Origin of the sequence: Rhizobium sp. G21 (assembly GCF_014158035.1) — a bacterium.
Classification (GTDB): domain Bacteria; phylum Pseudomonadota; class Alphaproteobacteria; order Rhizobiales; family Rhizobiaceae; genus Rhizobium_E.
The window spans coordinates 85,451-106,296 of the sequence record NZ_JACFXW010000003.1; the positions used below are offsets into that span (position 1 = coordinate 85,451).

The 20,846-nt window shown below is 62.3% G+C and carries 16 protein-coding genes and 3 pseudogenes; 10 read left to right on the forward strand and 9 right to left on the reverse strand.

Annotated elements, in window-relative coordinates; translation table 11 throughout:
- The first annotated feature begins 60 nt into the window (after positions 1–60).
- Positions 61–1,563: a lipopolysaccharide biosynthesis protein gene (locus H2O14_RS24765; RefSeq protein ID WP_182830009.1), complete on the forward strand. Its 1,503-nt coding sequence runs from the start codon at positions 61–63 to the stop codon at positions 1,561–1,563.
- Between the two features lie 31 nt (positions 1,564–1,594).
- Here H2O14_RS24765 and H2O14_RS24770 read toward each other — a convergent pair whose 3' ends face one another.
- Together H2O14_RS24770 and H2O14_RS29650 are read right to left on the reverse strand one after the other, a co-directional pair.
- Positions 1,595–2,245 (reverse strand): hypothetical protein, encoded by a 651-nt coding sequence (locus tag H2O14_RS24770; RefSeq protein WP_182830010.1) that lies wholly within the window; start codon positions 2,243–2,245, stop codon positions 1,595–1,597.
- 77 nt (positions 2,246–2,322) lie between these two features.
- Positions 2,323–2,709, reverse strand: a pseudogene (locus H2O14_RS29650) (polysaccharide biosynthesis protein GumK); the annotation flags it as partial.
- A 512-nt stretch (positions 2,710–3,221) separates the two neighbouring features.
- On the opposite strand from H2O14_RS29650, the gene H2O14_RS24780 reads away from it, so the two are divergent.
- Positions 3,222–4,229, forward strand: a complete 1,008-nt coding sequence (locus H2O14_RS24780) for a dihydroxyacetone kinase subunit DhaK (protein WP_182830012.1) — start codon at positions 3,222–3,224, stop codon at positions 4,227–4,229.
- Positions 4,230–4,236: 7 nt separating this feature from the next.
- Positions 4,237–4,878: a dihydroxyacetone kinase subunit DhaL gene (dhaL, locus tag H2O14_RS24785; protein WP_182830013.1), complete on the forward strand. Its 642-nt coding sequence runs from the start codon at positions 4,237–4,239 to the stop codon at positions 4,876–4,878.
- Between the two features lie 82 nt (positions 4,879–4,960).
- On the opposite strand, the pseudogene ybaL reads toward dhaL, so the two are convergent.
- Positions 4,961–6,761 (reverse strand): annotated as a pseudogene (ybaL, locus tag H2O14_RS24790) (YbaL family putative K(+) efflux transporter).
- A gap of 77 nt (positions 6,762–6,838) precedes the next feature.
- On the opposite strand from ybaL, the gene H2O14_RS24795 reads away from it, so the two are divergent.
- Positions 6,839–7,111 (forward strand): helix-turn-helix transcriptional regulator, encoded by a 273-nt coding sequence (locus tag H2O14_RS24795; protein ID WP_182830135.1) that lies wholly within the window; start codon positions 6,839–6,841, stop codon positions 7,109–7,111.
- Between the two features lie 124 nt (positions 7,112–7,235).
- On the opposite strand, the gene H2O14_RS24800 is transcribed toward H2O14_RS24795, so the two are convergent.
- Positions 7,236–8,252, reverse strand: coding sequence for a LacI family DNA-binding transcriptional regulator (locus H2O14_RS24800; RefSeq protein ID WP_182830014.1), 1,017 nt, complete (start codon positions 8,250–8,252; stop codon positions 7,236–7,238).
- Positions 8,253–8,419: 167 nt separating this feature from the next.
- Here H2O14_RS24800 and H2O14_RS28650 point away from each other — a divergent pair, with 167 nt between their 5' ends.
- From H2O14_RS28650 to H2O14_RS24820, 5 genes are read left to right on the forward strand one after another with little or no spacing between them, the layout of a single operon-like run.
- Entirely contained in the window at positions 8,420–8,821 is a 402-nt protein-coding gene (locus tag H2O14_RS28650) for a substrate-binding domain-containing protein (protein ID WP_281410065.1), read from the forward strand.
- The gene (locus tag H2O14_RS28655) at positions 8,818–9,360 is read left to right on the forward strand and encodes a substrate-binding domain-containing protein (RefSeq protein WP_312858730.1); all 543 of its coding nucleotides are present in this window, start codon (positions 8,818–8,820) and stop codon (positions 9,358–9,360) included. The genes H2O14_RS28650 and H2O14_RS28655 overlap by 4 nt, the downstream gene beginning before the upstream one ends.
- 21 nt (positions 9,361–9,381) lie before the next feature.
- Positions 9,382–10,929 carry a sugar ABC transporter ATP-binding protein gene (locus H2O14_RS24810; protein WP_182830015.1) on the forward strand — a complete coding sequence of 516 codons (1,548 nt, stop codon included), beginning with the start codon at positions 9,382–9,384 and terminating at the stop codon, positions 10,927–10,929.
- A 46-nt stretch (positions 10,930–10,975) separates the two neighbouring features.
- Positions 10,976–11,917, forward strand: a complete 942-nt coding sequence (locus tag H2O14_RS24815) for an ABC transporter permease (RefSeq protein WP_182830016.1) — start codon at positions 10,976–10,978, stop codon at positions 11,915–11,917.
- Between the two features lie 9 nt (positions 11,918–11,926).
- Positions 11,927–12,757: an N-acyl homoserine lactonase family protein gene (locus H2O14_RS24820; protein ID WP_182830017.1), complete on the forward strand. Its 831-nt coding sequence runs from the start codon at positions 11,927–11,929 to the stop codon at positions 12,755–12,757.
- A gap of 83 nt (positions 12,758–12,840) precedes the next feature.
- Here H2O14_RS24820 and H2O14_RS24825 read toward each other — a convergent pair whose 3' ends face one another.
- Positions 12,841–14,166, reverse strand: coding sequence for an ATP-binding protein (locus H2O14_RS24825; protein ID WP_246697800.1), 1,326 nt, complete (start codon positions 14,164–14,166; stop codon positions 12,841–12,843).
- 335 nt (positions 14,167–14,501) lie between these two features.
- On the opposite strand from H2O14_RS24825, the gene H2O14_RS24830 reads away from it, so the two are divergent.
- Complete coding sequence (locus H2O14_RS24830) at positions 14,502–15,350, forward strand: MipA/OmpV family protein (RefSeq protein ID WP_182830018.1); 849 nt, start codon at positions 14,502–14,504, stop codon at positions 15,348–15,350.
- A gap of 57 nt (positions 15,351–15,407) precedes the next feature.
- Here H2O14_RS24830 and H2O14_RS24835 read toward each other — a convergent pair whose 3' ends face one another.
- The 4 genes and pseudogenes from H2O14_RS24835 to H2O14_RS24850 form a co-directional block, all read right to left on the reverse strand.
- Positions 15,408–16,130, reverse strand: coding sequence for a response regulator transcription factor (locus H2O14_RS24835; RefSeq protein WP_182830019.1), 723 nt, complete (start codon positions 16,128–16,130; stop codon positions 15,408–15,410).
- Between the two features lie 151 nt (positions 16,131–16,281).
- Positions 16,282–19,343, reverse strand: a pseudogene (locus H2O14_RS24840) (efflux RND transporter permease subunit).
- Positions 19,340–20,470 (reverse strand): efflux RND transporter periplasmic adaptor subunit, encoded by a 1,131-nt coding sequence (locus H2O14_RS24845; protein WP_182830020.1) that lies wholly within the window; start codon positions 20,468–20,470, stop codon positions 19,340–19,342. The pseudogene H2O14_RS24840 and the gene H2O14_RS24845 overlap by 4 nt, the downstream one beginning before the upstream one ends.
- A 145-nt stretch (positions 20,471–20,615) precedes the next feature.
- Positions 20,616–20,843: a hypothetical protein gene (locus tag H2O14_RS24850; protein WP_182830021.1), complete on the reverse strand. Its 228-nt coding sequence runs from the start codon at positions 20,841–20,843 to the stop codon at positions 20,616–20,618.
- Positions 20,844–20,846: the final 3 nt, after the last annotated feature.

The window sequence follows — 20,846 nt, forward strand, 5'->3', positions numbered from 1 at the left end:
CCGATCAGTGATGAGGGCGTTTTCTTAAATCAAAGTTAGCTTTTCGCGGGAAGATAGCGGATGTCCAGTATTATGCGCTCATTCCTGCTCAATGTGGCCGCAACGGGCGTATCGCTCGGATGCGGGTTGCTCGTCAATATCGTGATCGCGCGTCTGCTCGGTCCCGCCGGCTCCGGCACGGTCGCCTTCATGCTGTGGCTGGCGATCGCCGCCGCCTCCATCGCCGATCTCGGCATGCCGCAGACCATGCTTCGCTACCTCGCAGGGGAGCCAGCGGATGGGACATGGAAATCGCTGTCCCGGGCGGCGTTCATTCGGCTTTTGGCCCCTGCCGCCCTTGTCATTGTCGTGTTTTCCGGCGCATCGGCTTTCGCCTCGCTTTTCCCGAACAGCAATTATGGCGCCACCATCTGGCTGGCTGCCGGCCTTTTGTTTCTCGTCTATCTGCTCGCCGCATTTTCCGTCGCGGCGGCGCGCGGCCGCGGTCACTTCGCTGCGGCGGCCAAAAATACTGTCGTCGGCAATATTCTTCAGCTTCCCGTGGTGTTGGTCTTGGCCTGGCTGTTCGGGCCAGCCGGCGCGCTGCTGGGCATGGTCGTCCGATACCCCCCCAGGCGGCCGATCTGCCGCGCTATATCGATCCTCTCTTCAACCGCGCGCGTCCTGGCTCTGCCGGCAGATTTGCGGCGCTATGCTCGCGGCATGTGGCTGAGCGATCTGGTGGAGATCGTCTTGTTGACCCGCGCCGAATATGTGGTGCTGGGTTTCATGCTGTCGGCGACCGATCTCGGACACTATGCCGTCGCCATCATCTTCGCCGGACTGATCGCGCAACTGGCGTTCCAACTGTCCTCCGCCTTGCTCGTGGGATTTGCGTCATCGCTCGCTACTGACAACGCTGGCGAGGCCGCCGGCCTGCTTTACCGTCGGAGTTTTCGCATCGCCGCGCTCTGCGCCATGCCCGTCGCGTTGGGCGCTGCGGCTATCCTGCCCACGCTCCTGCCGCTGGTGTTCGGCGAAGCCTTCCGTCCCGCCATACCAGCCGCAGCCGCGCTGATGGCGGGCTCGGCGTTCACAGCGCTGACCGTGCCTCCCTGGGCCTTCCTCGCCGCCGGCGGGCAAAGTCGGCGTATCATGCATATCTCGCTCACCTCTGCGGTTGTCCTTCTGACTGTTCTGCCGGGCGCGATCTGGTGGGGCGGCGTCGAAGGCGCAGCGATTGCGCGTCTCGCCATCGACGGCCTGTCGCTCGGCCTTCACACCCGTGCAGTGAAACGGCATGGCGGACCGCTGCTGCCATTTGGCGCACTCTTCGCAACCGGAGTAGCGGCGTCGGCCACCGCCGGCGTCGCCTTCGCAATCGTGTCTTGGCTGCCCGGCGTCGCGGGCATCATCGCTGCGATAGGCGTCGGCGCCCTGGTCTACCTGGCGTCGGTTCGCGTGCTGCGTCTGGTGTCGAAAGAGGATGCGCTCCAGCTTGCGCAATGGCGCCCGGGCGATCGATGGGGCGGCTCGTTCTTTGTTCGTCTTGTCGCTCTGGTCACCGGACACAGGGTCGCCTGAAGCTGACCGTCGCTTTAGAAAAGCGTCAGAATCAGGCGAAAGCTGCCGCCAGGGTGCGTCGGGAGACTTCATCCCAGGTGAGAATGCCGGATCGAAGCGTCTTGCACCGCCGGAGAGCAAGAGCCCGTTCCACGATTCCACGCCAGGAATTCTCACCCATCAGTCGGTACTTGACCTCGTTGCCTCGAGCGACCGGCAGCGCATCGGGCATGACGACCGGTAGCAGGCAGTAGCTGTATTGCAGGAGTTTCAGGCTGGACTCGGCGAGGTAGATCTCATCTCCGGTAACGCGGTAGGGGGCCAGCCCAAGATCCGCATGTCGGATATAGGGCGCTATGGCTTCGAAACTGCGTTCGCCATGAATACGGATGTTCGATGGCGCTTCGCCCTGCCAGTCGATGCCGAACAGATGAAACGTCACGCCCGGCGCGGCCCTTGCGAGGCTGCGGACCGCATTGCGGTCGAACAGCATGTCGCCGACGGCGACGGCATTGCGACTGCCCGCGGCGTAAGGCGATCGTTCCGCCGCGTCGAAAATCGTGGGGTCGATGCCTTGAGGTATGAATTCCACGCGTCCGCCCGCCGGCAGGAGTTCGGCGAGGCGCTGCGATGGAACGCAGATCCTGTCGAAAAGCGGCACGGTCTCGCGCTCGATCTCCTGCAGCACCGGGGCGGCGCCCACCGTGCGCAGCAGATCGCGACAAAATAGAGAGTTCGCGCGGCGGGGTTGAGTGACCGCACCAAGGCGAAAAACGCAAGCGGCGTCCCGCTCTCCAGCACCACGAGATCTGCAGATCTGATCCGCTCGGCGACGAAGTCCGGCAGGCTGCGGCCATAGGCCCTGAACATCGGACCGCTCAGCGTGTTCAACACGGAGCTCGCGCTGCTGAACGCATGCAGCAACGGCAGATAGGCGCCAGCATAGAGGCCCGGAGCGATCTCGGCATAGCGATTGTTTTGTTGCTTTCGCAGCGCCCTGAACTGAAGAGCCTTGCGGAACATGCTCATGCGGCTGTAGCCGACGGTGGTGAAATGCACCTCGTGTCCCTGCGCCGCCCATTGACGCGCCACGAAATGAACGCTCGCCTTGCGGAAACCATCAAGGAAAACATGCGACGTCAGAATGACAATCTTTTTGTTGTTCATATCCGGTCTTTGAAAATATGCGTCGACGTCTTGCGTGACGGCAATGACTTCTATTTTCGGTAATCTTCCAAATTTTAGTTAAGAAACTCCTCAGGCCCCGAGGATGTTGTATTTTACGTTGGTCGATGGTCGAGAATGAGCCGGGCCGCTTTGCAGGATTTCTTCTCATGACGCGCAATTGACACCCTCGCCGGTCCAAACTGGATGGGGAATACCGACGACCGCGGTTCGTCTCCGGCAGCGATCGTCAGTGACGGGTCATGGAATTGCGGATGTGGAGCGCCAGCCGACGCGCCGTACCGCCCCGGTCAGATTCTTTGAGTCCTTCTTGAAGTCGCATTGATAAAAAGCGCAACATCATCGACAAATGTCCGCGTGACTGGTCGAGGAGCCGCCAAGGTCACGCATCGCCGCTCATGGAGGGAGTGGAGTGCGGCATTTCGATGAGGTGCTGAATTTCAGGAACATGCGGCCGGTGCGCGGTGGCGGTCGGTCGCATCAGGGGAGGCGTCATGCAGACCAAGAAGATCATCAACGACGGCGCAAACGCGGTCGACGAGATGGTGGAGGGCATTCTTTCCGCCCATCCCGAGGTTCTGACCGTCGTCGAGGACAATCGCCGCGCCATTGTCGCGCGCCAGGGGCCGCGCCGGGGCAAGGTCGGCATTCTCATCGGCGGCGGATCGGGTCACGAGCCGACATTTCTGGGTTTTGTCGGCAAGGGACTGGCGGACGCCTGCGCGGTCGGCAATGTGTTCGCCTCGCCGCCGCCCGATCCGATCATGGCGTGCACCCGCGCCATCCATGGCGGCGCAGGCGTGCTGTACATGTATGGCAATTACGCCGGCGACGTCATGAATTTCTACATGGCCGCCGAGATGATGGCGCTCGACGACATCGAGGTGCGCACGGTGCTGACCACCGACGACATCGCCTCGGCGCCGCGCGATCAGCGCGAGAAGCGCAGGGGCGTCGCAGGGAACTTCTTCATCTTCAAGCTGGCCGGCGCCGCCGCCGACAAGATGATGTCGCTCGATGAATGCGAGCGCGTCGCCAGAAAGGCGAACGACCGCACTTTCACCATGGGGGTGGCGCTGTCGCCCTGTTCGTTGCCGCAGACGCGGAAATGGAACTTCACCATGGGCGAGGACGAGATGGAGGTCGGCATGGGCATCCATGGCGAGCCGGGGATTGCCCGCGAAAAACTCGCCGGCGCCGATGTCATCGTCGACGCCATCATGGACCGCATTTTCTCCGAAATGGGCGCCGCATCCGGCGATAAGGTGGCGGTGCTGATCAACTCTCTCGGCTCGACGCCGCTGATGGAACTCTACATCATGAACCGGCGGGTCAGCCAGCGACTCGCGGAGGCCGGCCTCGACGTCTACAAGACCTGGGTCGGTCCCTATTGCACGTCGCTGGAAATGGCCGGAGCCTCGGTCACGATCCTGCATCTCGATGCGGAGCTGACGGAGATGCTGGATCATCCGTGCGACTGCGCCATGTTTCAGGTGAGGTAAGGGCTCCATGGTGCAACTGACCGCCGCCGATTTCAAAGCCATGTTCCACAAGCTTTCGGCCCGTCTAGCCGGCGAGCGCGACCATCTCTGCGAACTCGACGGCCATATAGGCGACGCCGACCACGGCATCGCCATGGAGCAGGGGTTCGGCGCGATCGTCAAGGCGCTGGATACGCTGGCCGTGGACGCCGCGACGCCGACCGACGTGTTCAACATCGCTGCAAAATCCTTTCTCAACGCGGTCGGAGCCTCCTCGGGGCCGCTCTACGCCACGGCCTTCCTGCGCGCCGGCGCGGCCTTAAAGGGCAAGGAAACCGTGGAGCTCGACGATGCGCCGGGGCTCATCGAAGCCATGGCGCGCGGCATAGAAGAACGCGGCAAGGCGGAGATGGGCGACAAGACGATGATCGACGCTTGGAAACCGGCGGCTATCGCCGTGGCGCAGGCCCGCGAGGAAGAATGGCCGGTCAAGGATGCCCTTTCGGCGGCGCGCAGGGCGGCCGAGGATGGCGTGGAAGCCACGAAGGCGATGGTCGCGAGCAAGGGGCGGGCCTCGCGTCTCGGCGAGCGGTCTCTCGGCCATGTCGACCCCGGCGCGGCCTCTGCGGCCATCATCGTGGCTGAAATCTGCGATTTTCTCGATCGATAGGCCTCGACATCAACGGCCGATGTCCGCCTTCGAAGCACGGACTTGCCGCGCAGTCGAGGCTTTGCGCGCAGGTTCCGCCGCGTCAGATGGAGTTCGACGGTTTGGCTCCTTCCGGCGCGGGCGTCTCGCCGCTGCCAGGCTGGTCGATCCTCTCTATCATGCCGCGGGCGATTTCGGATTCGCCCATGATCACCGCATCGGCGCCCAACTGGGTGAGATGTGCGACCTCTTCATCCGAATGGGCGCGGCAGAGAATTCGGACCGCCGGATTGGCGGCGCGGGCCGTTTCCACCACATGGCCGGCTTCGAAGGCGTTGGGGATAGCGACGAGCACCACGCGGGCGGAAGCGAGATTGGCGAGCGCCAGAACATTGGGCGATGCGGCGTTGCCGACAATCACCTCGATACCGGCTTCGCCGAGCGCGCGGATGCGGCTTTCGCCATCCTCGATCACCAGGAAGGGCCGTCCGGATGCCTGCAGGGCTGCGCCGATGCGGCTGCCGACCCTGCCATAGCCGACCAGCACGGTGTGATCGGCAAGCGTGGTCGGAGCGACGTCGACCGCTTCCGACGGCGTTTCAGTCGGCGCGGGTTCGACGTCCGCCGGGGGTGTTCACCTGTCGCCTTGGCGGTGCCGGCCCGCAGAACGCGCGTCTCCACCGCTGGACGCAGACGGTCGCAGAGAAAGAAGACCAGTGGATTGAGGATGATCGAAATGATGGCTCCGGCGAGAATGAGGTCCCGGCCCTCGGTGGGCAGCAGATCGAGGCCGACGCCGAGTTCGGCGAGAATAAACGAGAATTCGCCGATCTGGGCCAAACTGGCGGAAATCGTCAGCGCCGTGCCCGCGCCGCGCCTGAAGGCGACGACGATGGCGAAGGCGGCAAGCGACTTGCCCAGCACGATGATCAACACGGTCGCGATGAGCGGAAGCGGTTGCTCGAGCACGATCGCCGGATTGAACAGCATGCCGACTGACACGAAGAACAACACCGCGAAGGCGTCGCGCAGCGGCAGGCTCTCCTGGGCGGCGCGATGGCTGAGTTCGCTTTCCGACAGGATCATGCCCGCGAAGAATGCCCCGAGCGCGAGCGACACCCCGAACAGTTTGGCCGCGCCGAAGGCGACGCCGAGCGCTATTGCCAGCACGCCGAGCCGAAAGAGCTCTCGTGAGCCGGTATGGGCAATGCGATGCAGGATGGCGGGGATTACCCTGCGTCCGACGACCAGCATGAAGGCGACGAACGCCGCGACCTTGACGAGCGTGATCGCAATGATCGCGCCGATGCCGAGCTCGACATTCAGCGCTTCGCCCAGCAGAATGGCGACGGAGTCATGCGACTGTTCCGGATTGCCGCTGGCGACGCCCGCCGCCGCCGGTATCAGGACGAGCGCCAGAACCATGGCGAGGTCTTCGACGATCAGCCAGCCGACGGCGATGCGTCCTCGATCGCTGTCGACCAGTCGCCGCTCCTGCAGCGCCTTGAGAAGAACGACGGTCGAGGCGACGGACAGCGCAAGGCCGAACACGAGGCTGCCGCCAAGAGGCCAGCCCATCATTGCGCCGAGACCCCAGCCCAACAGCGTCGCGAAGCCAATCTGCACGATGGCGCCCGGCACTGCGATCATGCGCACCGACAAGAGGTCCTTGAGTGAAAAATGCAGGCCGACTCCGAACATCAGCAAAATCACGCCTATTTCGGCGAGTTCGGCCCCGAGACTTTGATCGGCGACGAAGCCCGGCGTGTGTGGTCCGACCAGTATACCGGCAATGAGATAGCCGACGAGGGGGGCAATCTCAGCCGGTTCGCCAAAGCTCCGAGAATGAAGGCGAATACGAACCCCGCCACCAAAGTCGAAATAAGCGGGGTCGCATGATGCATGGATCGTCCTCGAACTGGAAAAAAAATGAAAAGTCACTAAATTGGAGTGATGTTGACCAATATGGTTGAAAAAATCGATGAATCAAGACCGGAAAACATCTCTTTTGACCCCTGCGCTCTGCAGAGGCGCGCGCGCCATGCTCGACTGGACGCAGGCGGAGCTGGCTGACCGGGCAGGTGTGTCGCGCAGCACGATCCGCGACTTCGAGGGAGGACGGCATGAGTTGCATCGGGCGACCGAAACGCAGTTGCGCCACGCCTTCGAAGAGGAGGGCGTTCGAATGATGTCGGACGAGCGCGAAATAAGCATTTCGCTCAGAAATGCAGATGCGGCGGACGGGTCTAAATAGGGTTTAGGCGCCGGGCGAGATGGCCGGTCCGCGTCCAATTCGCTGCTCGACTCCATGGGAGCCGCCTCGACGCGCGCCACGCATGCGTCTCCCTATCGCATAGCCAGGGTCGCACCGCTCGCGCTCAGGATCTCCGCCGCGCCGGCGCGCAGCTTTCACCGACCACCAGAGAGGGCTGGAACACGACATTGCGAGAGTCTGCGCCCGCGCCGCGATTGATGCGCTCGACCAGGAGCCGGAGCGCTTCGTTGGTCATGTCGATGACCGGATGTTCGGTTCGGGTCAGTCTCGGCCGCAATCCGCCGATGCCGGGAATGGTGTCGGTCGAGGCAATGGAAATATCGTCGGGACATTTCATCCCCAGATCGGCCAGCGCCCGCATGACGCCGAGCGCCATGACGCCGTTGGCGACATAGAGCGCGGTGGGGCCGTCCGGTTGGGTCAGAAGTTCGCGCGCGACCGAATAGGCGGTGTCTTCGCGAAACTCGCCGGATCGGACATGGGCCGGCGCCGGCTCGTGTCCCCGCGCTCTCATCGCTTCCAGCATGCCGTCCAGACGACCGCGTCCAGTGGTCAGGTGCAGCGGACCGGTGATCGTGCCGATCCTGGTATGACCCAGATCCATGAGATAGTTGGTGACCTGACGCGCGGCGGACACATTGTCGATGGTGATCGTATCGGCCTTCTGCCCCTCCACCGTGCGGCCGAACAACACGGTCGGCATCGGCTCGCCCTCGGAATCGCGTGGCGGCTGCGTGGCGGCGACATCGACGGGCACGAGAATGACGCCGTCGCAGGAAAGCATTTTGATGCGCGACAGAATTCGACGCTCGTTTTCGGGCTTCTCGTCGCTGTTGAACAGAACGAGCGAATAGCCCCAGGCCGCAACGGCCGCTTCCGCAGCCCAGACGAGGCGGGCGAAGAAGGGATTGGCGAGATCGGCGACCACGAGCGCGATCAGCTGGCTTCGGCCGCGCTTGAGGTTTCGCGCCGCCAGCGACGGCGTGTAGTCCAGTTCGCCGATCGCCGCCAGCACGCGAGCGCGCAATTCCGGGCTGACATAGGCGGAGTCGTTGACCACCGCCGACACCGTCGCCGTCGAGACTTTCGCCCGGTTCGCTACATCTCGAATGGTCGCCATCAAACACCTAGCTAATCGTTTCGTTGGCAGAGATGCTTCAAATCAACGGTTTTGTCTAGATAAAATGCAGATTTCGCTTGCGCTCTCAACTGAAATCGAGAATGTTCGACGAAACGGTTAGCTAGTGTTCACTGAACGGAGCGAGCTTGTTTGGAGGAGGAACTGTCATGAAACTGATTTCATTGGGACTGGTCGCTGCCGCCATGAGCGTCACGGCCTTGTCGTCACAGGCGGAAGAAAAGCCGCTTCTCGGTCTGGTTTCCATCGCCGCGACCGAAGCCAACAATGTTCGTTACATCAATGGCGCCAAGAAGGCGGCGGAGGAACTGGGCTGGGAGGTCTCGGTGGTCGACGCCGCCGGCAGCGCCGATCAGGCCAATGCGGCAATTCAGAACTTCGCCCAGCGCGGGGCGCATGCCGTGGTCGATCTGGTCTTTCCGGCCTCGTCGATCGGCGCGGGCCTCGACGCCGCGAAACAGGCCAATATTCCTGTCGTGACCTGGGGCGGCGGCCTAGGCCTGACGGTGGCGGCGACAAACGGGTCGGGGCGCCGATCGCCGAACCGGTGATCAAGAAGATGATCGAGGATCTCGGCGGAAAAGGTGAGATCCTGGCGCTCACCTATCGCACCGGCGAGGTTTGCCGTAATCGTGAAGCGCTGATGGACGAGATGCTCAAGGACCATCCCGACATCAAGGTGACCAAGAACGAAGTGCGCATCCCCGGCTATTTCGAGGATGGAGCGCAATATGCGAATGCGTGGCTCGCATCCCATCCTCCCGGTGATGAGAAGCTCGCGATCTGGGGATGCTGGGACGATCCCGCCATCGGCGCGATCGGTTCTCTTCGATCCCAGGGCCGCACCGACGTCATGGTGTATGGTGTCAACGGCAATGCCCAGGCGATCGAGAATATCCGCAACGGTCACATGACCGCGACCGCATGGGAGGACAGCTTCACCGAAGGCTACGAGATGGTCAAACTGCTCGTGGACATCAAGAAGGCGGGTGCGGACTGGCAGCCGAAGGCGGCCGAAGTTCCGGCCGTCCTGATCACCAAGGATACCGTCGAAGGCTTCCTGAAAGATCACCCGGAAGCAGTCCAGTAAGCCGACGATACAGGAACGACCATGCTTGCCTCAACATCGGAAACGAAAGCGCCGCAAGCGCCGCCGTTCCTAGCCGCCCGAGGCATCGCCAAGGCCTATGGCGGCGTCAAGGCCCTCAAGGGCGTGTCCCTGACCGTCGGGGCAGGCGAGGTTCATGGACTTGTCGGAGCCAATGGCGCCGGCAAGTCCACGCTCATCCGCATCCTCGCCGGACTTGCCCATGCAGACGCCGGCGAAGTCGCGATCGACGGCCGAGCCGTCATGCTCGGCAATCCCGCGCAAGCCGCTGAACTCGGGATGAACTTCATTCATCAGGAACTGGCCTTCGTGCCCGGCATGACGGTGTTGGAAAACATCATGCTCGGACTGCCGAAAAAGACCCGGCTCGGCATGGTGGACTGGACAGCGATCGCGCGTGACGTGGAGCCGGTGGCGCGCCGGGTCGGGATCACGGCTTCGATGGACGCCGAAGTCAGGACTTTATCGACCGCCGAAAACTGGCTCATCAACATCTGCCGCGCGTTGATCCGCAAAGCTCGGCTGATCGTGATGGATGAACCGACCGCCTCGCTGTCGGCGGCCGAAAGCGAAAAGCTGTTCCGCATCATCGAGGACCTGCGCGACACCGGCGTCGCCGTCATCTATGTATCGCACCGCCTGGACGAGATTCTCAGGCTCTGCAGCCGTGTGACCGTGTTTCGCGACGGACAATCGGTGGCGGTGATCGACAAACACGAACTCAGCCGCGTTCGGCTGGTCCATGCGATCGTCGGCGGGGAGGTCGAACAGGTCGAGCACGCCAGAGACGTCGTCCATGCCGAGACCGTGTTGTCGGTCAAAGGATTGTCCCGTTCGCCCCGGGTCGACGATGTCTCGCTGGACCTTCATCGCGGCGAAGTCCTCGGCATAGGCGGCCTTGTCGGCGCCGGCCGCAGCGAGTTGGTGCGTCTCATTTATGGCGCAGACCAGCCTGATGCGGGCTCGATGACCCTGGAGGGCAGAACCTTCGCGCCGGCCAGTCCGGCCGAGGCGGTCAAGGCGGGGATGGGACTGGTTCCCGAGGAGCGGCGCGCCGACGGCTTGTTGCTCGCCAAGAGCGTCGCCTTCAACCTGCAGATCTCCAATCTGATGAACATCGTCAGGAGCCCGGCGCTGCCGCTGATCGACTATGGCAAGCGAAAGAATTTGTCGGCGCGAACGGTTCGGGATCTGGCGATCAAGACGTCGTCGATCGAAACCCCGGTCGGGCTGCTGTCGGGCGGAAACCAGCAGAAGGTCGTCATCGGACGCTGGCTGCTGAGGGCGCCCAAAATCCTGATTCTCGACGAGCCGACACGCGGCGTCGACATCGGCGCACGAGCGGACATACACCGACTGATCCGCAATCTCGCCGCCGGCGGCATGGCGGTTCTGGTCGTTTCCTCCGAGCCGGATGAATTGCCCGACCTCTGCGATCGGGTGCTGGTCATGGCCGGAGGCCGCATCGTGCGCGAACTGACCGGCGCCAACATTACTCGCAATGCCATTGTCGAGGCGAGCTACGCCTTCGAAGGCAGGGAGACGACATGAACGACTTTGCGACCAACCGCAGGCTTTCCCCGGCGCCAAGGCGGCTTTGGGCACCTTCGCCCGTTACGCGACGATCATCGGCCTCGTGGCGATGATCGTCGCGTTCTCGCTACTGTCGCCGCGCGCCTTTCCGACGCTTTACAATTTCACCAATGTGCTGAACCAGGCGTCTCTCGCCATGATCATCGCCGGCGGATTGACGCTGGCCGTGATCGTGGGCGAACTCGATCTGTCGATCGGTTTCGCAGCCTCGCTTCACGGCGTGCTCGTGACGGGCCTGATCGTGTCGAACCAACTGCCCATTCCGGTGGCCATTTTGATCGTCGTGGCGCTGGGCGGGCTGATCGGCCTCGTCAACGGATTGATCGTGACGAAAATCAAGGTCAATTCGGTGATCGCGACGCTCGGCGTCGGCACGATTCTGACCGGGCTTTCCTTCGCCTATTCGGCCGGCGTGCCGATCACCGCCGGCGTGCCCGAGGCGTTTCTGCAGGTCTCGCTCGGACGCTGGCTCTTCGGCATCCCCAACAACATCGTCATCATGGCGCTGGTGCTGGGCGCTCTCTGGGTGCTCGTCGAGCGTACGGCGCTCGGTCAGGAAATACAGGCCGTGGGCGGCAATCCCTCGGCGGCGCGCCTCGCGGGCATCGATGTCGACCGCATCAAAATCCTCGGTTTCGTCGTTTCCGGCATGTGCGCCGCCTTGACCGGCATCCTGCTCGCGTCGCGTCTCGGCTCAGGGACAACCAGCGCCGCCGACCCTTATCTCCTGACGGCCTTCGCCGCCGTCTTCCTCGGCTCCGCGACGCTGCGCGACGGCGAGTTCCATGTCTTCGGAACCTTCGTCGGCGCTCTTATCATCGCCTTCGGCTTCAACGGGTTGAATATCTTCGGCGCGCCGACCTATTCGCAATATATCTTTCAGGGCGCTATCCTGATCATCGCCGTGGGTCTGTCGAGCCTCGGCCGCATCCTCTCGCAGCGATAGGAAACGACTATGACAAATCATTGGGACGTCCATGTCATCGAATTCGCCCGATCGAAGAACCAGCCGCTGATCGACCTCGTCAACGGAGCCTCTCCGGAGACGGTGCTCGATCTGCCGTTCGGCTTCGTCCTCGCGCAGAATGGCGAGCGAAACGTGCTGGTCGACACCGGTTTCCTCAACGAGGGCAGCGGCGCCGAGTTTTCGAAGAAGTTCGGCATACCCGATTGGATTTCGCCGGTGCGGATGCTGGAAGAAATGGGCGTGAAGGCGGACGCGGTCACCGATATCGTGCTGAGCCATGCGCATTTCGACCATATGGGCTCGATCTCGGCTTTCACGAAGGCGCGTATCTTCATCCAGAAGCGCGAATGGCTGTCTTGGAACGAGGCGATGGCGCTGCCGCCGCAATACGGTTTCCTCACGGCCATCATCAATCCCGACGACATGCGCTCCGCATTCGATGCGGCGGTCGAACACCGGCTGATGCTCGTGGACGGCGACAAGGACAACATCCTGCCGGGCATCCATGTGCGCCTCGGCGAGGGTCATACGCTGGGCCAGCAATTCGTGCTGATCGAGACGGGGCGGGGCCGGCTGGTCGCCGCCGGCGACTGCGTCTATTCCCGCCTCAACCTGACGGGCCACAATCACGATGGCGTCTATGCGCCGTTGAACAATGGCGTCGGCAGCATATGGAAACAGCTCGAGACGATGGACCGCATCAATGACGAAATCGCCGGCGACATGTCCCGACTGGTCATGATGCACGACAATGACCGGTGGGGCCATCTGCCTCTCGTCAAGGAGATCGACGGTTTCCGAATCGTCAAAGCTTCATAATAGACGAGGCGCTCCGCTGGCGCCGACCTTCGGTCGTTTTTCCGGACACCGCCGTGTTCGGCGCCAGCGGGTGCAGCATCCTGTCACTCGACGGGTAATTCCAACCGGACAAGCAGCCCATGGGGTTCGCGGTCGAGAAGATGCAGACGCCCGCCATGCGCCTGGACTATCTCCGCCACGATCGGCAGGCCGAGCCCAAAGCCGTCATTCGGTCCGTGTCGTGCGGCGTCGGCCTTGAAGAAGGGCTCAAACACCCGCTTCTTGTCCTCGGCCGAAATGCCTGGTCCGTCGTCGATGATGTCGATCACCACGCGATCGTGAGCCTGATGCAGCTCGACCTGGACCGACTGGCCGAATTTGGTGGCGTTGTCGCAGAGATTGGTGATCGCTCGCGTCATCGCGAGTGGTCGGCATCTGGCGATAAGGCGGTTGGGGCCCCGATAGCCGAGATCGAACCCGACATCTGAAAATTCATTGCAGATGGTTCTGACCAAGATGGCGACATCGGTGCGTTCGACGCTTTCCTGCCGGTGGTTCTCACGCAGGTAATCGAGACTTTCGGTCAAAAGGCGGTCGAGACGGCTGATGTCCGACAGCATTGCGTCTCGCGCCGCGTCCTGGGCCAAGTTCTCGACGCGGATTCGCAGTCTTGTCAGCGGTGTGCGCAGATCATGGCTGATGCCTCTCAGCATCCGCGTCCGCGCCTCCATCATTTCGGAGATGCGTTTGCGCATGCTGTTCAGCGCCTTCGCCACGACGACGATTTCCCGGCTGCCGCGCTCTTCAAACACCGGAGCTTGATCGTTGAGATCGGCGTTGATCGCGGCATGAGCGATGCGCCTCAGCGGCGTCAGGATCGTCCATATCGCGAATGTCGAGAAGAGGAACACCAGAGTGAGGATCGCCACGACATAATAGGCGCCCCGGCCTACAAAATCGGTGATCACCAGGACGTCGCCTGTCGCAATGGTCGAGACGAGCATCGACTTGTCATCGATTTGCATCGCGACGATGCGTTTGTCATCGAGAAACGTGCGCCAACCTCCAAGCGGTGCGATCCACTCGTCCGGTGGGAAGAGCCATTCGATGACCCTGTCGATAAGACGCTCGTTCATCGACGTTCCGGTGAATTGCGTGCTCCGCGATAGGGGTTCGAGTGTCAAATCCCAGCCTGAGCGTCGGGCGGCCGCGATGATCGTTTGCCGCTCGTCCGGTGTGGCGACCTTCAGAATATCGGCCATTGACTGGAGGCGATCGGCGATTTGTTCGATGTCGGCAGGGTGATAATCCTGCCGGAGCCACCGCTCCACGAAGGGGGCGGCCGTCACGACGATCAGCAGCGCCAGGATGACGATCACGACGATCTGTCCATGGATCGTCCTGGGGGTGAACGGCAATCGCAGATTCATAATGCCTCCATGGATGGCCGCAGGGCAATCACACCTTGTCCGCCACGCGAAACATGCCAGGACATCTCGGTTCTATGTTCAGTGGCCACCGCAGGGACGCTCCTTGCATCATCCAACTGCTTGCCTAGCATGACGAAATCAATTCGCCGTACCGGGATTTGTTACATTTCATTTCGATGATGAAGCCTAGCGTCATTCATCGATGGTGTGGTCGCCGCAACAAACGGCAACACAACGACACCCTACGGCTGCCGTTCCCGTGAAAACTGAGAGCGTCGAACCTCCCGCCCGAGGCCTCTAATCCTGGCTTGGGCAACCCCAAATCCGGAGTAAACATGTCTTTCGTCCCACAAAACACGCTGCGCGCCGCATCCCTCGCCTTTTTCACCGGCTTGGGCATCACTATAACGGCTGCGGGCGCGCTTGCCGCAGACGCGATGGATGCGGAGCCGCCGCAGGTCCCGGCATTCGATAAGGAGCGGTTCGAAAACAAGCCCGCCGAGGCGGATTGGAATCTGATCGTCGGCGGCGGCGCAATGTACGAGCCGAAATACGAGGGCAGCGGCGGCTTGAAAATCAGCCCCGTCCCCTTCGCGGTCTTCACCTATGGCGACTGGCTGGAAGTCGATCCGACCGGCGTCACCCTGACGCCGGTCCACTACGCGGATTTTTCCCTCGCCGCCAATGTCGGTTACGAGTCCGGCAGGGACGAGAGCGATCATGCCGCCTTGCGCGGCCTCGGCGACATCGACTTCGCCGCGACGCTCGGCTTGAAGGCGACCTATGAATTGGGGCCTCTCGACCTCTATGCGGGGCTCGATCAGACGCTCGGCGGAAGCGAGAGCCTCATTGGCAAATTGGGCGTCGGCTACACGGCGCCGGTGACGGAAAAGCTCATCCTCAAAGCCAATGCCGAGGCTGTTTTCGCCAACGAAAAGCATATGCAGGCCTATTTCGGCGTCAACGGGGCACAGTCCGCGGCGTCCGGCATGCCAAAGTACAAGCCGGAAGCAGGCTTGAAGCGTGTCGACATTTCCGCCTCCGCCACATATCTGCTCACTGAAAACTGGCTGATCCGCGGCGAGGCGGGCCTTGGTCTCCTGACAGGCGACGCGGCCGACAGTCCCATCGTCAAGGAAAAGCTACAGCCGTCCGCCGGCCTTTTTGTCGGCTACAAATTCTGACGTTGATCGAGAGCGCTGCAAAAAGGGTCGGCCGCGTCGCGCGGCCGACCCCTTTATTCACACCTCTTCGACCACTGCCGTGAAAGTGTAGCCGCCCAGTCTGACCGTCTGCAGAAGGGCCGGTTCGCGGGGATCCGTCTCGATCTTCTGGCGGAGACGGCTGACATGAACGTCGATACTGCGTTCGATCGGTCCGGCGAGGCCCGAATGTGTGAGCGTCAACAGTTCCTCACGGGTGATGATGCGTCCGGGATTGCGGCAGAAAGCCAGGAGAAGGTCGAATTCGGTGGTCGTCAACGCTACCCTGGCATTGGTCGGATCGTGGAGTTGGCGACGCAGCGGGTCGATCTGCCACCCGTCAAAGCGCAGTTTCCGCTGCCCGGTCGTCGCCACGAGGCCATAGGATGCGCGCCTGAGCAGGCTTCGAATACGCGCAACGACCTCCCGTGGGCTGAATGGTTTGGTGATGTAGTCGTCGGCGCCGACTTCCAACCCGACGATTCTGTCCACCTCTTCTCCCAGCGCGGTCACCAGAATGATGGGGATGGTCTTCTCGGCGCGGATCCTCCGGCACAGCGTCAGGCCATCGTCGCCCGGCAGCATGACGTCGAGAATGATCAGATCGAAGCTGTTGTTGCGCAGAAGCGATTGCATGACGTGGCCGTCCTCGGCGACGGTCGGCGTCATGCCGTTCTCCCGCATGGTCGACGCCAGGAGCTTCCCGATCTCGGGGTCGTCCTCGACGATCAATATCTGTGGGTTCGCCGCCGATGCCTGCATGTCTGTCTCCTTGAGCTTGCCATTACAGCATGCCTTTCGGTTCGGCGCCTAGTATTTCAAATTGTTGCATCCTGTTGCGATCTCGGTGAGGCGACAAGAAGCGATGCTGCTCCCTGCTCGCCGTCCTATCGCGGCGCCATGATCCGGAAGATCAGGTTTCCGCCGACCGGAGCAATGGTTTGACGCTTCGGGCGACGCGATCGCCGAGATTGGACACGATCAGGTGCAGAGAGGGAATGACGATCAGCGACAGCAGCGTCGACACCAGCAGCCCGCCGATGACCGCAATCGCCATGGGAGAGCGGAATTCGCCTCCATCGCCCACGCCGAAGGCCGACGGCGCCATGCCGCCGGCCATGGCGAGCGTGGTCATGATGATCGGCCTCACCCGCTCGCTGCAGGCTTCGATGATGGCTTCGACACAGGACAGCCCATGGGCTTCGCGCTCGATGGCGAAATCCAGCAGCATGATCGCATTCTTGGTCACGATGCCCATCAGCATCAGAATGCCGATCACCACGGGCAAGGACAGGGCGCTGCCTGTGAGGATGAGCCCCGCCGCGACCCCGCCAATCGACAGCGGAAGGGACGCCAGAATAGTCCATGGCGCCAGCAGGCTGCCGAACAGCAGGATCAGGACGACGAGCACCAGCATGATCCCGGATCCCATGGCGAGAGCGAAGCTTTCGAAAACATCGCCCTCACTATCGGAATCTCCTGTGGCCTGGATGCGGATTCCCTCGGGAAGGCCTTTCACGCTGTTGAGTTGCATCAACCGTTCCATGCCCTGTCCCGACGTCAGTCCGCCAGCCATGTCGGCTCCGATTTCGACGAGCCGGCTTCGATCCAAACGTTCGATCGCAGTCACGGTCTCGTCGAATTCGATGTCCACGACGGCCGACAGCGGCACATGAGTTCCGTCTGCGCTGGCCACCGTCAGAACTTCCAGCCTGTCGATGTCGTCCCTCGACTGTCGGTCGAGGACGACCCGGACAGGGATCTGCCACGATCCATCGAGCAAGCTCGGCAAGTCGCTATCGCTGTCGCCGACCGTCGAAACGCGGATCAGGTCGGCAATGTCGGCAGGCGAGAGGCCCAACATGACGGCCTCGTCCGTCTTGACCCTAAAGCGGATTTCCGGCCGCATATCGGCATTCTCCGCTGCGGGCGCGACGAATAGGGGATCGCCGGCCATTTCGGCAACGATGCGGTTTGCGGCCTTCTGCACCCCGGCGCCGTCGGCGCCGAGCACCGCAAACGACAAGTCTCTTCCGCCGCGGCTGTTGAGAAATTGCAATCGAACGTCGGCGATCGAGACCAGACTTTTTCCAGATCAGCTTCGATCGCAAATGAAGACCGCGACCGCGCCGACCTGTGCGTGAGATCGATCAGAACGATGGCGTGACGAAGGTCTTGCTGGCCCGAGATACTCGATCCCGCCTGAACGAACACCCCTTCGACCTCTTCGACCCGACGTATGCGGCCGGAAATCTCGTCGGTGACAGCGCGTGTCTCCGCAAGCGACGCGCCTGGCGGAAGCTCGACCGTCAAGGTCAGCCGGCCGGTATCCTCTTCGGGTAGGAAACCCGTGGGGACCGACGCAAGCGCCAGTATGGACACCACGAAGGAGGCGACCGCGATCGTGATCGTCATCCATCGCCAGCCCAGGCTGTAGCGCAGCAACCGCTCATACCACGTGATGAACAGCCCTTTGGAAGGCTCGAACGTCGGGCCGCCGCTCATGATATAGGCGGCCAGGATCGGCGTGATCAGCCGTGCGACGAGCAGGGAAAAGAAGACGGCGATGGCGACCGTCAGGCCGAATTCGCGGAAATAGAGGCCGATCACCCCGCTCATCATGCCTACGGGCGCAAAGACGGCGATGATCGTGGCGGAGATCGCCATGACTGCCAGGCCGATTTCGTTGGACGCGTCCAAGGCGGCTCGATAGGCCGATTTGCCCATGTTGCGGTGACGGACGACATTTTCGATTTCGACAATGGCGTCATCGACCAGAACACCGGTCACCAGCGTGATGGCGAGGAGGCTGAGAATGTTCAGCGAGAAGCCGAGAAGCTCCAGTGCGAAAAAGGTGGGGATGATGGACAACGGCAGAGCTAATGCGGCAACGGCCGTTGCGCGCCAGTCCCTGAGAAACAGGAAGACGACGACAATGGACAGGATCGAACCTTCGACAAGAGTATGCATGGCCGAGCTGTAGTTGCCTGTGGTGAGGGAAACCGTGTCGTTCACGAGGCGGAAACCGACATCCGCATGGCTTGTTTCCAGCGCGAGCACGGCGTCGGAAACGAGAGCGGCGACGGACACGTCGCTGGCGCCCTGCGTGCGGTAAATCGAAAAGCCGACGACGTCATGGCCGTCGAGCGTCGCGAAGGATCGCGCTTCCGCAACGGTGTCCCGCACCTTCCCGAGATCTGCAAGACGCACCGACACGTCGGGGGACACAGCGATCCGTCGGTCGGCGAGATCGGTCGCCGTCTCGGCCGCGGCCACGGTCGTCAACGCCTGTTCCCGGCCGCTCACGCTGCTGCGCCCACCCGACGCAGTCACCTGCGTTCGAACGAGCGCGTCATTCACGGCGTTCGCGGATAAGGAAAAAGCGCGGAGCCTGTCTGCGTCGAGTTCGACGCGGATTTCGCGGTCGGCGCCGCCGACACGTTCGATCCTCCCGACGCCGGGCAGGCTCTGCAGTTTGCGGGAAACGACATCGTCCACGAACCAGGACAGCTCGGCCACCGTCATGTCGCGGCTGGAGACCGTGTAGGTCACCACCGATTGCGCCTCTTCCTCCACGCGTTCGATGAGTGGTTCGTCGATTGTCGCAGGCAGGTCGGATCGAATCCGGGCGAGGGCGTCCCGCACATCGGTCATGGCCCGGTCAGGCGTCACGTCTCCCACTTCGAACTCGACGGATGTCACCGAACGCCCCTGGCCGATCGTCGACTTGACCTCCTTGAGCCCCGGCAGCGACGCGACGGCATTCTCCACCAATCGTGCGACTTCCGTCTCCAGTTCGGTAGGCGTCGCGCCGGACTGATCAATCGTGATCTTGACGGTCGGCGTGATGATGGTCGGAAAATATGTTACCGGCAGGCGCGAAAAGCTCATAAGGCCGACGACCGTGAGGATCACGAACAACAGGATCGAGGGCAGCGGCCTCCGGATCGCCCAGGCTGAAATATTGACGTTCACGGGCCTACTCCTTCTCCGGCTTCGGCCGCCGCCGCAAGCAGAGACAGTTCGCGCTGCTCGACGCCCGCGACAGACGCAGGAACCGGAATGATCCTGTCGCGATCTCTCAGAAAGCCGCCGGCTTTCACAACGACCATCTCGCCGGCGCTGACGCCGTCAACGATTTCGACCAGTTCGTCACGTCTAGCGCCCACCGCGACGGCGCGCTGCAACACCCGGTCGTTTTCGACCACGAAGACACTATTGGTTCCGGCGGCGCTACGGACCGCCGTCCCCGGCAGAAGCACATTGGATCGATACGCGGTTTCGACGACGCCGCGGGCATAGGCCCCGGGCGTCAGGCCCTCCACGGCGTCGAGAGCGATCCTCACCGAACCGCTTCTTGTTTTCGGGTCGAGACGCGCCGCGATCAACCGAACGCTGCCCGACGCCGCCGTATCGATGCCCGCGACGCTGATCCGCGCCGTCATTCCTTCCTTCAGCCGAGCGAAATCGACGTCCGTGACGTCGGCGACGAATTCTATCGCTCCATCACGGGCGATGACGAAGAGCGGACCGTCCGAGAAAGAGGTCACGGCGCCGATGCGAGCGCTGCGATCGATCACCGTGCCCGCGCTAGTGGCCCGCACGGTGCAGCGCTCCAGCGCCACCATGATCTCGCGACGCTCGCTCGCCAAGATCTGCTCGTCTTTTTCAGCTAGGGCCAGCAGCTGCCGGGCCAGCGCCAGTTCGGCGATCGCGCGATCATGGCCATTCTGGTGTTCATCCAGCGTCTGGTTCGAAATTGCGCCTTTCGGCTGCAGCGTCCGGCTTCGGTTCAGTCTTTCTGCAGCCTCGCGTTCACTCACGAGCGCGATCGCCACTTTGCTTTTCTCGGCGGCGATCGCCACGCCGGCGCGTTCCAGGCTCGCAGCATTCTTGTCTAGGGCCAGCAGGGCGTCGGTCGTATCGAGGATCGCCAGAGGCTGGCCTGCCTCCACGCGTTGTCCGACTTCCACCAGGATCTGCTTGATCTCGCGATCCGTGGAGGCTTGAACCCGGGTCTCCTCCCGCGCCGCCAGCGTGCCGACCACGGTGATCTGCTGCTTCACTGGAGCCTGTCGCGCGATCACGACGGTAACGGGCATTCGATCTGCGGCCTGCGCCGCCGCGGGATCCATTTGCAAGACAACAACGCCGGCAAGCGCAAGACTGATGGTTACCCAGTTCAAAAGCCGCACTGGCCTCGCCTTCTTCAGCATCGAACAACCCTCTTCGTTGGTCTGCGGGTATTCATGCAACGCAGACGATTTCGACCCCGACCTTAAAGATCACGTCCGAGAACGGCGTTTCATCCTGTTGCTGTTTGTTGCGAGCGAAGCCGACGGGCAAATTCCGGCCCGACGCAAATTTTCCCTTCTCCGGAGGAACCGAACGACGATTGACGGATTGCTTATTGCGAGCGCGCGGTCCGCAAGGCGATTTGCGCTGCAAGGGAGCCTCGATGCCAAATTCATCCATCCT

Excerpts from the sequence above, each read along its gene's own strand:
- H2O14_RS24765 (WP_182830009.1), top strand. The coding sequence starts at position 61 with ATGTCCAGTATTATGCGCTCATTCCTGCTCAATGTGGCCGCAACGGGC.
- H2O14_RS24780 (WP_182830012.1), top strand. The coding sequence starts at position 3,222 with ATGCAGACCAAGAAGATCATCAACGACGGCGCAAACGCGGTCGACGAG.
- dhaL (WP_182830013.1), top strand. The coding sequence starts at position 4,237 with ATGGTGCAACTGACCGCCGCCGATTTCAAAGCCATGTTCCACAAGCTT.
- H2O14_RS24795 (WP_182830135.1), top strand. The coding sequence starts at position 6,839 with ATGAATCAAGACCGGAAAACATCTCTTTTGACCCCTGCGCTCTGCAGA.
- H2O14_RS24800 (WP_182830014.1), bottom strand. The coding sequence starts at position 8,252 with ATGGCGACCATTCGAGATGTAGCGAACCGGGCGAAAGTCTCGACGGCG.
- H2O14_RS28650 (WP_281410065.1), top strand. The coding sequence starts at position 8,420 with ATGAAACTGATTTCATTGGGACTGGTCGCTGCCGCCATGAGCGTCACG.
- H2O14_RS24810 (WP_182830015.1), top strand. The coding sequence starts at position 9,382 with ATGCTTGCCTCAACATCGGAAACGAAAGCGCCGCAAGCGCCGCCGTTC.
- H2O14_RS24820 (WP_182830017.1), top strand. The coding sequence starts at position 11,927 with ATGACAAATCATTGGGACGTCCATGTCATCGAATTCGCCCGATCGAAG.
- H2O14_RS24825 (WP_246697800.1), bottom strand. The coding sequence starts at position 14,166 with ATGAATCTGCGATTGCCGTTCACCCCCAGGACGATCCATGGACAGATC.
- H2O14_RS24830 (WP_182830018.1), top strand. The coding sequence starts at position 14,502 with ATGTCTTTCGTCCCACAAAACACGCTGCGCGCCGCATCCCTCGCCTTT.
- H2O14_RS24835 (WP_182830019.1), bottom strand. The coding sequence starts at position 16,130 with ATGCAGGCATCGGCGGCGAACCCACAGATATTGATCGTCGAGGACGAC.
- H2O14_RS24845 (WP_182830020.1), bottom strand. The coding sequence starts at position 20,470 with ATGCCCGTTACCGTCGTGATCGCGCGACAGGCTCCAGTGAAGCAGCAG.
- H2O14_RS24850 (WP_182830021.1), bottom strand. The coding sequence starts at position 20,843 with ATGGATGAATTTGGCATCGAGGCTCCCTTGCAGCGCAAATCGCCTTGC.